Origin of the sequence: Oerskovia sp. NPDC057915, from assembly GCF_042887685.1 — a bacterium.
Taxonomy (GTDB): Bacteria; Actinomycetota; Actinomycetes; order Actinomycetales; family Cellulomonadaceae; genus Oerskovia.
Window position 1 is genome coordinate 21,668 of record NZ_JBHVOS010000017.1, and the last position, 13,145, is coordinate 34,812.

Genomic DNA, 13,145 nt, shown 5'->3' on the forward strand with positions numbered 1-13,145 from the left:
GGTTTCACTCCTGTGCTGGTTCTGCTGGGGTCGCGGCGGGCACGGTTCGCTCGGGCGAGAGGGGACGCGCGGGCCGTAGGAAGAGTCTCCCACGGGTCCGCAGTGCCCGGAGGTCGCCCGGCAGGTGCGCGGGTCCCTGGCCGCGCCAGTCGGTGATCATCGCGTCGACGGTCGCGACGTGGCTCGCGAAGAGGGATCCGGCGGGGCTCCCGGCCTCGACCGCGGCCCGTCGCAGTGCCCGACGGCGGAGCGCAGCCGGGGCGGACCGCAGCACCTCGGTGTCGAGCACCACAGGGGCGACGCCCGTTCGAGGCTCCTCGTCGCCGCGCCGCCCGCCTCCCCCGGGGCCTGGCGTGTCCCCCGACGGGCCCGCGGCGCGCGTCTCCTCGTCCGGGCCGGCGGGGGCTGCTGGTTCCGCGGGTGCTGGCAGGCCCGCGGTGGCCGCCGGGTCCGCGGTGACCGCTGGTACCGCGGGTGCTGCCCGGTCCGCGGTGGCCGCCGGGTCCGCGGTGACCGCTCGGTCCGCGGCGGCCACCGGGGTCACGTCGGCCGGCTCGACGACGCGCGCCTCGTCGAGCAGCCGGTCCGCGAGCTCGTCGAGCAGGTCGGCGTCCTCGCGAAGCAGGTCCGCGGTCCGCGCGAGCGTGACCGCGACGCCCGGTCCGAGCACGTCCTCGAGGACGGGCAGGACACGCGCGCGCACCTGCGAGCGCAGCGGCAGGGGCGCAGCGGGCCGCGCCGACGGACCGACCGTGCCCGGTGCGGCGGTAGCCTCCGACGCCGTGCTCGCGGCCGGCGCGGCGCCCGAGGCCGTCCGGGCGCCCGGGTCCACCGGACGGCCCGGGGCCGGCGGGGCGACGGGCGTCCCGTTCGTGGGATCGGTCCACCAGGTCAGGCCGTTCGCGGAGCACACGTCCTCGGTGTCGGTCCGCCGCAGCCCCAGGAACGGTCGCCGATAGGTCCCGCGGACGGCAGCCATGCCTGCGAGCGACCGAGCCCCCGACCCGCGGGCGAGCCCCAGCAGGACCGACTCGGCCTGGTCGTCCAGGGTGTGGCCCAGCAGGACCGCCGCCGCACCCGTCCGGTGAGCGACGTCGTCGAGCACGGCGTAGCGCGCCTGGCGTGCCGCCGCCTCCAGCCCACCCCCGCCCGTGACCTCGACCCTCCGGACGTCGACCGGGTCGAGCCCCAGCGCGCGGCACTGCGCCGCCGCGACGGCGGCGACCTCCGCGCTGCCGTGCTGGAGCCCGTGGTCGACCACGACGGCCCCGGCACGCAACCCGTCGCGCGACGCGACGAAGGCCGTCGCGGCCGCGAGCGCGAGCGAGTCCGCACCGCCCGAGCACGCCACGAGCACGAGCGAACCGGGAACGAGGTCACGGACGGCGCTGCGCACCGCGCGACGCGCTGCCGCCTCGGCAGGACGAGGACCGACCACGTGCGCGTCAGCCGTGGACCCGGCGCACCCAGGCCCCGGGGTCGGCGATCTCGCGGGCGGAGGGCAGATGATCCGGGGTCGACCAGACCGCGTTGAGCCCGTCACGCCCCACCTGCTTCTCGACCCCGCGCACGAACGCCGCACCGTCGCGGTACTGGGCGAGCTTGGCGTCCATGCCGAGGAACCGGCGCAGGACCGTGTCGAGCGTGCTGCTGCCCTGCCCGTCACGACGCGCCTCGAACTGCGCCCGGATGCGGCGGACCGTGGGGACGGTCGCACGCCCGACGGCGTCCATCATGACGTCGGCGTGCCCTTCCAGGAGTGCCATGACCGCCGACACCTCCGCGAGCGAACGCTGCTGGTCGGACGTGAGCAGACCGTGGGCGACCCCGCCCTCCTGCCCCCGCACGGCCCGCAGGACGACCCGCCCGGCAGTGGTGAGCTTGTCGCGCAGGCGCGCCTCGGCAAGCTGGCGCGAGGACTCCGAGAGGCCCACGAGCAGCTCACGAGCCGAGGCCCGGAGGTGCTCCGCGAGCCACGGGGCCGCCGCGAACTGGAGCGCGTGGGTCTGCTCGTGCAGGCACACCCACAGGCGGAAGTCCGCGGGGACCAGGTCGAGGTCGCGCTCGAGCTGCAGGACGTTCGGGGCGACCAGGAGCAGACGTCCAGGGGCCGCCGCACCGTGCGTGCTGTACGGGTCGAACTGGCCCAGGACGCGGCTCGAGAGCGCTGCCAGGACCGCCCCCACCTGCGCCGCGCCGACGAGCGCCGTGGTCGCCGACACGGGCTTGTCGCCCGCGCTCGTGAGCGACTCCGCGACACCGTCCGTCAGGCTCGCCATGACCTCGGTGTTTGCCCGGGCCCACCGCGACCGGTCGACGACGAAGACCTGCGAGAGGGCCGCGGACCCGCCGTCGGCCGCCTCGGCGTGCGAAGCGCTCCTGCCCGGTGCCATGCGCGTGACGCGCAGGACGTGCGGCACCGCGGCGGACGCCGCCTCGCGCAGCCCCTCCACGAGCGCCGCGAGCTCGTCGCGCGAGGCGGTGGGCCCGGGGGGCGCGACCCGGGCGGCGATCTGCGCGGCAGAGATCCAGTCGACGAGCGGCGCGCCGACCACGGAAGACGTCATCGCCCCACCGTAGCCGGTGCGCGGGACCGGGTGACGGTCACCGTCGGGGTGCGCTTGGGTCCCCCTCGGCGGGTGGGTGGGTCACCGTCGGCGGGCTGGACCGTCACCCTCGGCGGACCGGTGGGTCACCGTCGGCGGGCGGGTGCGTCAGTCCGACGCGCCCACCAGGCTCCCGACGAAGCCGTCCATGAGCTGACGCGCGCCGTACGTGCCGCCGTCGGGCAGGGCGTCCGCGAGGAGCACGAACACGAGCTGACGGTCCTGCGCGGTGATGACCGTCCCTGCGAGGGAGGTGACGTTCGGCAGGCTCCCCGTCTTGGCCCGGACGACCCCCCTGCCCGGCGACGCGAGGTACCGGTCGTCGAGGGTGCCGGACAGCCCCGCGACCGGCAGCCCGACCGCGGCGGGACGCAGGCCCGGCTGGGCCGGGTCCGCCAGGAGGTCGACCACGGCGGCGAGCTGCGCGGCCGACACGGCAGACCCGTCGCCGAGCCCCGAGCAGTCCGCGAGGACGGCCCCCGTCAGGTCCACCCCGAGGCGCGAGACGCTCGCGCTCACGGCCTGCGTGGCGCCGTCGAACGTCGCGGGCAGACCTGCGTCGATCGCGACGAGGCGACCCACGACCTCGGTGATCGTGTTGTCCGAGTGCTGGAGGAAGTACGCGACGATCTCGCCCAGCGGCGCGGACTCGACCGACCCGAGGACCTTGGCAGCCGACGCGGACTCACCACGGACCGGAGCGCCGTCGATCGTGATGCCCTGCTCGGTCAGGCGCTGCGCGAGCACCTCGGCCGCCGCGACCGAAGGGTCGGCGCTGCGCTTGGCGTACTCCGCGTCGCTCAGGCGGGCGATGTCGACTGCGACCGACGTCACGGGTGCGACGTAACCGGCCGTGACGTTGCCGGGGAACACCGCGGGGCTGACCGTGGGACCGGAGAAGTAGCGGTCGTCGACCACGAGACGCACGGTCGTCCGTCCCGTGAGCTTGAGCTCGCCGGCGACCTGCGTCGCGAGGTCGGCCATCCCGGCCCGACCGTTCACGACCAACGGGTCCCCTGCGCCCCCGGCGAGCATCATGTCGCCGCCACCGACGAGGGCGATCGTGCCGGCGTCGACCTCGACGACCTTCGTGGTGAGCGTCACCTCGGGCCCGGGGGACGCGAGGGCCGCCGCGGCCGTGAAGACCTTCTGGGTCGAGGCCGGGACCATGAAGGTGTCGGCGCCGCTCTGCGCGAGCACCTCGCCCGTGATCCGGTCCATCACGACACCGCCCACCCGGCTGCCGAGCCGTGCGTCCTCGACCAGCGCGTCGAGCGAGGCGGAGATCGCCGCCGCGTCGGGCAGCGGGGCCGACTCGTCGAGGACCGGGAGCGTCTGCGCAGGTGAGGCCGAGTCGACCGCACCGGGAGGGCTCGGGAAGGGTGCGGCAGGAGCGACCGCAGGAGCCGTCGTCAGGATGCCGGGGACCACGTCGTACGCGTCCGCCGTCAGATAGCCGCCCGCGAGCACCACCACGATGCCGGCGGTGATCCCCGTCCGTGCCACCCAACCCATGCTGTCCCCTCTTCGCTCCTGCCGTCGACGCACGCAGGCGCGCCGCTCACGTGCGCATTATCACCCAGGAAGCGCGCTGTCCCCTGAGCCCGGCCACCGCCGACCGAGGGCGTTCGTGTCACACTAGAGGGCGCATGCTGGCCAGAGACCTCGTGGTCCACACCACCCGGCCGGGTTCACCGGTCGGACGGCCGGAGCCGCGTGCGCACGACAGCCGATTCACGACCGCCACACCGCGACCGAGCGGGTGAGCCGGTTCAACTGGAGGAGAACAGTGGAGTTCGACGTCACGATCGAGATCCCGAAGGGCCAGCGCAACAAGTACGAGGTCGACCACGCGACAGGTCGTATCCGCCTTGACCGCATGCTGTTCACCTCGACGCGCTACCCGGACGACTACGGCTTCATCGAGGGCACCCTGGGTGAGGACGGCGACCCGCTGGACGCCCTGGTCCTCCTCGAGGAGCCCACGTTCCCCGGCTGCCTGATCCGATGCCGCGCGCTCGGCATGTTCCGCATGCGCGACGAGGCCGGCGGCGACGACAAGGTCCTGTGCGTGCCGACGGGCGACCAGCGCGCCGCATGGCGCCAGGACATCGACGACGTGTCGGACTTCCACCGTCTCGAGATCCAGCACTTCTTCGAGGTCTACAAGGACCTCGAGCCGGGCAAGTCCGTCGAGGGCGCCCACTGGACGGGCCGCACCGAGGCCGAGGCCGAGATCGAGCGCTCGATCCAGCGCGCGATCGACAGCGGGTACCACACGCCCGGTCACTGACCTGTCCGGCGGCCGCAGCCGACCGCCGACGCCTCGAAGGCCCGGTCCCCTCGCGCGAGGGGACCGGGCCTTCGTCCGTGACGGCGTGCTGGTGCGCGCGGTCAGGGGCGGCCCGCGTACGGCATGGTGTTCGTCCAGCGCACCGGGGTGATCCGGACCGGCACCCCGGGCTGCGAGGCCTCGATCATCTGGCCACCGCCCGCGTAGATCGCGACGTGCCAGATCGTGCTCGGGTCCGCGGTGTTCCTGCCGTAGAAGATGAGGTCGCCGGGGCGCATCTGGTCGTAGGCGACCTTCGCCACCTTCGCGTACTGCGAGCGGGAGGTCCGGGTGATGTTGACGCCCACGCTCGACCACGCCTGCGACGTGAGTCCCGAGCAGTCGTAGGCGGGGCCGTTGCCGCCCCAGAGGTAGTCGGCGCCGATCTTGGACCGCGCCCAGTCGACCGCGGCCTGCCCCTTCGCGGCACCCGCGCCCGGGGGCGTCACCGGCGGGGTCACGGGTGGAGTGACCGGCGGTGTGACCGGGGGCGTGACGGGCGGCGTGACCGGGGGTGTCACGGGTGGGGTCACCGGGGGCGTCACGGGCGGTGAGACGGGCGGCGTCACCGGCGGCGTGACGCTCCCCCCTCCCGACGGCGGTGCGACCGGGGTCCCGCCCGCGCCGGGCGACGGCACGCTCTGACCGCCACGGTCGCCCTGCGCCTGCGCCTCGGCCGCCCGTCGGCGCTCGGCGTCCAGGGCGTCCTGGCGCGCGCGTTCCTCCTCGACGGTCGTGGCCCGTGCCGCCGCGAGGTCCGCGAGGAGCTCGTCACGGCGCGCGGTGGCGGCCCGCACCGCACCGTCTATCCCCTGCTGCGCCTGCAGGGCGGTGGCCAGGGCCTGGTCGGCGCGCTCGCTGGCGGCCGCTCGTTCCTCCTGGGCCGCGACCGACCGGGCACGTGCGGAGTCCGCCAGGGCGCGCGCGGTGCGGTGCCCGTCGGCGACCGCCTGGACCTTGCGGCCCGTGAGTCGCTGCGCCTGCTCGGACGCGACGATCTGGTCGAGCTCCTCGGCGTCGAGCACGACGCGCAGCGGGTCGAGAGTGCCCCCGGACTGCCGCGACGCGCGGTACGTGGCGCCCATGGCGGACCGCGCTCCGGCCTCCCCGGCCACGGCCTCGTCGAGCGCAGCCTGCGCGGCCTCCACCTCGGCCGTCGCGGCCTCGAGCTCCATCTGCGCGTCCGTGGCGTCCTCGGTGGCGAGGCCCGCGCGCATCCAGGCGTCGTCCTGCTGTCCCGCGAGGACCGCGAGGTCGGCCTCGATGTCGGCCACGCGCTGGTCGACCGAGCGTTCGTCCTGCTGGGACGAGCGGGAGTCGTCGTCGGACGGGTCCGCCTCCGCGAGCGGGACCACCCCGCCGGTGAGAGTGACGGCCAGGGCGGCGACGACCGCGATGCGCCCCGCCCCCCGGGGCGCGCCGGACTCCTGGGGTGCGCGACGCCGTCGGGCGGGCGTCGCCTGCTGGGGGGAAGGCTGCGAGAGCGTCACGCTCCTCCTATGCGTCGTCGGGGGGTGGCGGCCGCACCGGCGACCGTCGGGCCACGGTGGCGGCCGACGTCCAGTCTCTCCGGCGTTCCGCGAGGAGGCGACCCGGTGCACGGGTGAACAGGCGCCTCTCCTGGGTGAACATCGACCCCAAAGGTCTCGTATCGCGAGACGGGGGTATCGCCGGATGAGATGCCGACCTACTCTCGGGACATGACCCGCCGCCGAATGTGTAGCTGACCCCCAGCGCACGTTCGCCTGCCCTGCGGGCGGCACCCGGACGCACCTCGGACCGGCGACCTGACGACGACCGTCAGCCGCAGCCCCGACGTCCGGCCGGACCCGCCCACCGCGTGCGCACCAGTCCCCTCACTGCCCCGCCGCGGACCGCCCCGGAACCAGGCCACCGGACGCACCTGCGGCTCCCTCCCCCGCACCCCAAGGAGCCACCATGAGCACCGAGCCCCGCTGGTCCTTCGAGACCCGCCAGATCCACGCCGGCCAGACGCCCGACCCCACCACCGGGGCCCGTGCGCTGCCGATCTACCAGACCACGTCGTTCGTCTTCCCCGACGCGGGCGTCGCCGCCGACCGCTTCGCCCTCAAGGACCTCGGCCCCATCTACACGCGCATCGGCAACCCGACCGCCGAGGTCGTCGAGAACCGCATCGCCAACCTCGAGGGCGGCGTCGGCGCACTGCTGCTCGCCTCGGGCCAGGCTGCGACGACCTTCGCGATCCTCAACGTCGCCGAGGCGGGCGACCACGTCGTGGCCAGCCCCTCGCTCTACGGCGGCACGTACAACCTGCTCCAGTACTCGCTCGCCAAGCTCGGCGTCGAGACCACCTGGGTGACCGACCCGCACGACCCGCAGGCGTGGCGCGACGCGGCCCGCCCCAACACCAAGGCCTTCTTCGCCGAGACCATCCCCAACCCCAAGGCGGACGTCCTCGACATCGAGGCCGTCGCCGCGGCCGCGCACGAGGTCGGCGTCCCGCTCATCGTCGACAACACCGTCGCCACGCCCTACCTGCTGCGGCCGATCGAGTTCGGCGCGGACATCGTCATCCACTCCGCGACCAAGTACCTCGGCGGCCACGGCTCGGCGATCGGCGGCGTGATCGTCGACTCCGGGAACTTCGACTTCTCGAAGGACCCCGAGCGGTTCGCGAACTTCAACACCCCCGACCCCAGCTACAACGGGATCGTGTACGCCCGCGACCTCGGCGTGGACGGCATCCTCGGCGCGAACCTCGCCTACATCCTCAAGGCGCGCGTCCAGCTGCTGCGCGACCTCGGTTCGGCCATCTCGCCGTTCAACGCGTTCCTCATCGCCCAGGGCATCGAGACCCTGTCGCTGCGCGTCGAGCGCCACGTCGAGAACGCGAAGACCGTCGCGGCCTGGCTCGAGTCGCGCGACGACGTCGTGTCCGTGGGCTACGCAGGTCTCCCGTCGAGCCCCTGGTACGCCAACGCGCAGAAGTACACGCCGCGCGGAGCGGGCGCCATCGTCACGTTCGAGCTCGACGGCGGGGCCGACGCCGGGCAGGCGTTCTTGTCCGCGCTCACGCTCCACTCGAACGTCGCCAACATCGGCGACGTCCGCTCGCTCGTCATCCACCCGGCGTCGACGACGCACGCGCAGCTCAGCCCCGAGGAGCAGGTCAAGGCCGGCGTCACGCCGGGTCTCGTCCGCCTGTCGGTCGGGATCGAGCACGTCGACGACATCCTCGCGGACCTCGAGGCGGGGTTCACCGCCGCGAAGGCCGCGCTGGGGTCCGACGCCGCGACCGCTGCCTCGGTCGCGGCGGAGTAGGACGCCGGGACACGCGATGACGATTCTGGACGGCCGGGGCACGCCCGGTGCCCCGGCCGTACAGTGGACGGCGATGACTTCTCCGGCCCCCTCCGCGTCCCCACGCCCGCAGCGCGGGTCGGACTCGCGCGCACGGGCCAAGGCGCCCGTCCCGGCCTCGGCCGCGTGGCGCGAGGGGGACGACGCCGGGGACCGCCTCTTCGCGGACGTCGGCACGTTCGACCTCGAGTCCGGGGGCCGGCTCCCGGACGTGCGCGTCGCGTACGAGACCTGGGGCACCCTCTCCCCCGACGGCTCCAACGCGGTGCTCGTGCTGCACGCCCTGACCGGGGACTCGCACGTCGTCGGTCCGACCGGACCCGGGCACCTGTCCGCGGGCTGGTGGGAGGCGATGGTCGGGCCGGGCGCCCCCATCGACACCGACCGGTACTTCGTCGTCGCGCCCAACGTGCTCGGCGGCTGCCAGGGAACCACGGGCCCTGCGTCCGACGGGCCGGACGGTCGCCCCTGGGGCGGGCGCTTCCCGCGCGTGACGACCCGCGACCAGGTCGCCGTCGAGATCGAGCTCGCACGTGCCCTGGGCATCACGTCGTGGGAGCTCGTGATCGGCGCGTCCATGGGCGGGCTGCGCGTGCTCGAGTGGGCGATCCTCGGCCCCGAGGCCGGCATCACGGTCGAGTCGGTCGCGGTCATCGCGTCGGGCGCCCAGACGTCGGGCGACCAGATCGCGTGGGCCCACCCGCAGCTCGGCGCGATCCGCGCCGACCCGCAGTACCGCGGCGGCGACTACTACGACGTGCCCGACGACCAAGGGCCTCACGTGGGCCTCGGCATCGCCCGGCAGATCGCGCACGCGACCTACCGCAGCGCGCGCGAGCTCGACGAGCGCTTCGGCCGCCTGCCGCAGGGCGGCGAGGACCCGTTCACCGACGGCCGCTACGCCGTCCAGTCCTACCTGGACCACCACGGCGACAAGCTCTCGCGCCGCTTCGACGCGAACTCCTACGTCGTGCTGACCGAGTCCATGCTGACGCACGACCTGGGCCGCGACCGCGGCGGCATCGACGCGGCCCTGGGCCAGATCACGGCCCGCGCGCTCGTCGTGGCCGTCGACACCGACCGCCTGTTCCTCCCCGAGCACTCCGCACGCATCGCCCAGGGCATCCCCGGCGCGCAGCCGCTCCGGCTCCTGCACTCGGAGTTCGGGCACGACGGGTTCCTCATCGAGTTCGACCAGCTCGGGCCCATGGTCACGCAGTTCCTCGGGGAGCGCGCTCAGGTCTGAGCCCGGCCGCGAGTCGGCTCGGGTCGGGTCCGGTCCGGAGCGCTCCGGCCGGCCGTCGAGTGTGCACTTCGGGTCGTCCCTGCGCGTCGGGAACGACCCGAACTGCACACTCGGCGGGAGCGGCCCGCCCGCATCGCGGCCACCACTCCCCGCCCGCATCGCGGCCACCACCACGCGCCCCCACCCCGCCCCACACCCGTCCCACCCCTCGCACCGCACGTGACGTCCCGCCCGCCGACCGGGCAAGATCTCCCCATGACCGCAGACCTGGCCGAGGCCACAGCAGCGCTCCGTACCCAGTGGGACCGCCTCGAGAGGTGGCTCGGGGCGCTCGACGACACCCTGGACGACGCGGTGGACCAGCCCAGCGTCCTGGCGGGCTGGACCGTGGGCGAGCTCGTGTCCCACCTGGGCCGTGCCATGGACGCGCTCGTGGCCGCAGGCCCGGTAGCGCCCGGCACCAACCCGCTCACGCTCGCCGAGTACCTCGGCACCTACCCCGAGCGGGCCGAGCAGATCGCCCAGGTGACCCGCGCCCTCGACGAGGAGATCGCGGCCGACCGACTGACAGCCGTCTCCGGGTACGCGCGCCGCGCGTTCGCCCGCCTCGACGAGCTCGCCCCGACCGAGACCGTGGTCCAGGCCCGCCGCGGCCCCATCACGCTGCGCGACATGGTGGTCTCACGCCTGATCGAGCTCGTCGTGCACGCCGACGACCTGGAGCGCAGCCTGCCGGGCGTCGCCGAGAAGGCTGTCGACCGCGGCGCCCTGGACATCGTCGCGGCCGAGCTGCTGCGCATCGTCGTGACGCGCGGCGGGTGGAGCCTGGAGGTCGCCGACCCGCGCCTGTGGGTCCGCCTCGCGACGGGCCGCATCCCCTACGACGTCGACGACCTGGCCCGTGCGCTCGCACCGCTCCACACCTCGGACTCGGTGCCGGACCTGGGACGCATGCTGCCGCTGCTCTGAGCGCGCCGCGCACCACGGGCGCGCGTCTGGCGCGAGACGGCGCGAGACGGGTGGTCGCGCCCGAGACGGTTCCCCGCGCCTGGTGCGCCACCACCCGCCTCGTGCGCGGCCACCCGTCTCACCGGGCACCGGCGGGCCAGCCGCCCCTGGCCGCCCAACTATGCTCGACCGGTGGTGAACGACGTGCGGGTGACGGTCCTGGCAGGCGGTGTGGGTGGCGCGAAGCTCGCCCACGGCATGGAGCTCGCGGGGGCCGACCTCACGGTCGTGGTCAACACGGCCGACGACGTCGAGCTCCACGGCCTCGCGATCAGCCCGGACCTCGACACCGTGACGTACACGCTCGCGGGCCTCGCGGACGACGTGCGCGGGTGGGGTCTCGCCGAGGAGACGTACGCGACGCTCGACGCCATGCGGCGCCTGGGCGAGGACACGTGGTTCACGCTCGGCGACAAGGACCTCGCGACCCACGTGGTGCGCAGCGCCCGCCTGCGTGCGGGGGCGACGCTGACAGAGGTCACGGCCCAGCTCACGGCGTCGCTCGGTGTGCGGTCGCGCCTGCTCCCCATGACGGACGACCTGGTGGCGACCGTCGTCGAGACGGCCGACGGGCCGCTCGGCTTCCAGGAGTACTTCGTCGCCCGCCAGCACCGCGACGAGGTCCTGGGCCTGACGTTCGTGGGCGCCGAGCAGGCGACACCGGCCCCCGGTGTGCTCGACGCCGTCTCGGGGGCGGACCTGCTCGTCGTCGCGCCGTCGAACCCGTTCCTGTCGATCGAGCCGATCCTGAGCGTGCCGGGCGTGCGCGACGCCCTCGCGACGTCGACGGCCCGCCGCGTCGCGGTGAGCCCGATCATCGGTGGCCGCGCGCTCAAGGGCCCGGCGGCGTCGGTCCTCGCGAGCCTGGGGCACGACGTCTCGGCGCTCGGCGTCGCCCGCCTGTACGTGGGTCTGGTCGACGTCATGTGCATCGACGAGAGGGACCGGGACCTCGCGCCCGCGATCGAGGCGCTGGGCCTCGAGGTGCTCGTGACGGACACGGTCATGGGTGGGGCGCCGGGTCGGGAGCGCCTGGCCCGCGAGCTGCTCGCGGCGTCGGCATGATCCCCGACGGCGCCGCTCCCCCCGCCGCCACGGGTCCGGCGGATGCGTTCCCGGCCGGGCAGCGTGTGGTGGCCGTGGTGCCGCTGCGGGACGGTTCCTCGGGCAAGTCGCGGCTCGCGACGGTGCTCGACCCGGCCGAGCGCAGCCGGCTGGTCGCGACGCTCGCGCGGCACGTGGTCGGGACGCTGCTCGCGAGCGAGGCCGTGGAGCGGGTGCTCGTGGTGACGTCGGACCCACGGTTCACGTGGCGCGCGCTGGGCACCCTGGTCGAGCCGGTCCAGCCGCCGATGGCCGACGCCCCGCCGACGGTGACCGACACAACGGCCGAGGGCGACGGCCCCGGCCGCCTCCAGATCGTCCTGCAACCCGCGAGCCGCCCAGGGTTGAACGCAGCGCTCGACGTCGGACGCGAGATCGTGGCGAGCCTCGCGGGCGACCCGGCAGGCGAGGACGCCGAGGCTTCGACCGCCCGACCCGTCCGGCTCCTCGTCGCTCACGCCGACCTCCCCGCGCTGACGGTCGAGGACGTCGAGGCCCTGATCGCCGAGGAGGCGCCGGTCGTCGTCGCGACCGACCGGACCCGCTCGGGCACCAACCTCCTCGTGCTCGACGTCGAGGCGCCGTTCACGTTCCGGTTCGGCGTCGGGAGCCTCGACGCCCACCTGGCCGAGGCCGAGCGCCGGGGCCTGCGCGCCGCCGTCGTGCAGCGGACCGGGACCGCCGTGGACCTGGACACGCTCGACGACTGGTCCGAGCTCCCCGCGGACGTGCGCGCCCGCCCCGAGCTCTCCGACCTGCACCGCGCCGGCTCCGGCACCTGAGCCGGCCGACAGGACGAGCGTGGCTCACGGGTTCTGACGACGCCCCGCGGACGGGCCACGTGCCAGGACGAGCGTGGCCGCCACCCCACGTCCTGGAACGCGCACCAGCAGGCGATTGCCGGGCCTGTCCGCCGGTGGCATCGTGGCCGCATGGCGATCGAGGTTCGACCCGCGACGGTGTTCGCCGACGTGCGCACGATGGTCGGGCCCAGGCGGCCCGACGCGAACGTGTGCTGGTGCCTGAGCTACCGCCTGCCCTCGAAGGAGAACGTCGCGCTCGTCGGCCCCGAGCGGGGGACCCTGGTCGAGAGGCTCTGCCGCCAGGACCCGCCGCCCGGCGTGCTCGCCTACGAGGGCGACGAGGTCGTGGGCTGGGCTGCGGTGCACCCGCGCGCCGACACGGCTTTTGCGCGTAACCGCAAGATCCCGCACGTCGACGACCTCGACGTATGGTCCGTGTGGTGCGTGCGCGTGCGCCCGGGCCACCGTGGGTCGGGCATCTCGCACCACCTCCTGAAGGGTGCGGTCGCGTTCGCCCGCGAGCACGGCGCACCAGCCGTCGAGGGGTACCCGCTCGACAACCAGGGGAAGAAGATCGACCTGACCATGGCCTACGCGGGGACCAAGAAGCTCTTCGAGGCCGCCGGGTTCGCGCAGGCCGCGACGACCGACTCGGTGCTGAACGGCTTCCCGCGGGTGCTCATGCGGCTCGACCTGCGCTGACC

11 protein-coding genes are annotated in these 13,145 nt (G+C 74.6%); 7 read left to right on the forward strand and 4 right to left on the reverse strand.

Translation table 11 applies throughout. From position 1 onward, the window contains the following. Positions 1-4: 4 nt before the first annotated feature. From tilS to dacB, 3 genes are all read right to left on the reverse strand, one after another. Complete coding sequence (tilS, locus tag ACFVQ3_RS12550; RefSeq protein WP_387639364.1) at positions 5-1,396, reverse strand: tRNA lysidine(34) synthetase TilS; 1,392 nt, start codon at positions 1,394-1,396, stop codon at positions 5-7. Positions 1,397-1,445: 49 nt separating this feature from the next. Further along, entirely contained in the window at positions 1,446-2,567 is a 1,122-nt protein-coding gene (locus ACFVQ3_RS12555) for a zinc-dependent metalloprotease (protein WP_387639366.1), read from the reverse strand. 147 nt (positions 2,568-2,714) lie between these two features. After that, a complete protein-coding gene (gene dacB / locus ACFVQ3_RS12560) occupies positions 2,715-4,121 on the reverse strand; it encodes a D-alanyl-D-alanine carboxypeptidase/D-alanyl-D-alanine-endopeptidase (RefSeq protein WP_387639369.1) in 1,407 nt (468 codons plus the stop codon). Between the two features lie 274 nt (positions 4,122-4,395). Here dacB and ACFVQ3_RS12565 point away from each other — a divergent pair, with 274 nt between their 5' ends. Continuing rightward, positions 4,396-4,899: an inorganic diphosphatase gene (locus ACFVQ3_RS12565; protein ID WP_056645206.1), complete on the forward strand. Its 504-nt coding sequence runs from the start codon at positions 4,396-4,398 to the stop codon at positions 4,897-4,899. Positions 4,900-5,000: 101 nt separating this feature from the next. Here the strand turns inward: ACFVQ3_RS12565 and ACFVQ3_RS12570 are convergent, their stop codons facing one another. Beyond that, positions 5,001-6,428 (reverse strand): NlpC/P60 family protein, encoded by a 1,428-nt coding sequence (locus ACFVQ3_RS12570; RefSeq protein ID WP_387639373.1) that lies wholly within the window; start codon positions 6,426-6,428, stop codon positions 5,001-5,003. 448 nt (positions 6,429-6,876) lie between these two features. On the opposite strand from ACFVQ3_RS12570, the gene ACFVQ3_RS12575 reads away from it, so the two are divergent. From ACFVQ3_RS12575 to ACFVQ3_RS12600, 6 genes are all read left to right on the forward strand, one after another. Next, complete coding sequence (locus ACFVQ3_RS12575; protein WP_387639375.1) at positions 6,877-8,241, forward strand: bifunctional o-acetylhomoserine/o-acetylserine sulfhydrylase; 1,365 nt, start codon at positions 6,877-6,879, stop codon at positions 8,239-8,241. Positions 8,242-8,314: 73 nt separating this feature from the next. Further along, entirely contained in the window at positions 8,315-9,526 is a 1,212-nt protein-coding gene (locus ACFVQ3_RS12580) for a homoserine O-acetyltransferase (protein ID WP_387639378.1), read from the forward strand. A gap of 255 nt (positions 9,527-9,781) precedes the next feature. Beyond that, positions 9,782-10,495 carry a maleylpyruvate isomerase N-terminal domain-containing protein gene (locus ACFVQ3_RS12585; protein ID WP_387639380.1) on the forward strand — a complete coding sequence of 238 codons (714 nt, stop codon included), beginning with the start codon at positions 9,782-9,784 and terminating at the stop codon, positions 10,493-10,495. A 171-nt stretch (positions 10,496-10,666) separates the two neighbouring features. Then, positions 10,667-11,599 (forward strand): 2-phospho-L-lactate transferase, encoded by a 933-nt coding sequence (cofD, locus tag ACFVQ3_RS12590; protein ID WP_387639383.1) that lies wholly within the window; start codon positions 10,667-10,669, stop codon positions 11,597-11,599. Then, entirely contained in the window at positions 11,596-12,420 is an 825-nt protein-coding gene (gene cofC / locus ACFVQ3_RS12595) for a 2-phospho-L-lactate guanylyltransferase (RefSeq protein WP_387639386.1), read from the forward strand. The genes cofD and cofC overlap by 4 nt, the downstream gene beginning before the upstream one ends. Before the next feature lie 150 nt (positions 12,421-12,570). After that, the gene (locus ACFVQ3_RS12600; RefSeq protein WP_387639389.1) at positions 12,571-13,143 is read left to right on the forward strand and encodes a GNAT family N-acetyltransferase; all 573 of its coding nucleotides are present in this window, start codon (positions 12,571-12,573) and stop codon (positions 13,141-13,143) included. Positions 13,144-13,145: the final 2 nt, after the last annotated feature.

What these genes read in the sequence shown, in the direction of transcription:
- dacB (WP_387639369.1), bottom strand. Translation starts at nt 4,121, where the DNA reads ATGGGTTGGGTGGCACGGACGGGGATCACCGCCGGCATCGTGGTGGTG.
- ACFVQ3_RS12575 (WP_387639375.1), top strand. Translation starts at nt 6,877, where the DNA reads ATGAGCACCGAGCCCCGCTGGTCCTTCGAGACCCGCCAGATCCACGCC.
- ACFVQ3_RS12585 (WP_387639380.1), top strand. Translation starts at nt 9,782, where the DNA reads ATGACCGCAGACCTGGCCGAGGCCACAGCAGCGCTCCGTACCCAGTGG.
- cofC (WP_387639386.1), top strand. Translation starts at nt 11,596, where the DNA reads ATGATCCCCGACGGCGCCGCTCCCCCCGCCGCCACGGGTCCGGCGGAT.
- ACFVQ3_RS12580 (WP_387639378.1), top strand. Translation starts at nt 8,315, where the DNA reads ATGACTTCTCCGGCCCCCTCCGCGTCCCCACGCCCGCAGCGCGGGTCG.
- ACFVQ3_RS12555 (WP_387639366.1), bottom strand. Translation starts at nt 2,567, where the DNA reads ATGACGTCTTCCGTGGTCGGCGCGCCGCTCGTCGACTGGATCTCTGCC.
- ACFVQ3_RS12600 (WP_387639389.1), top strand. Translation starts at nt 12,571, where the DNA reads ATGGCGATCGAGGTTCGACCCGCGACGGTGTTCGCCGACGTGCGCACG.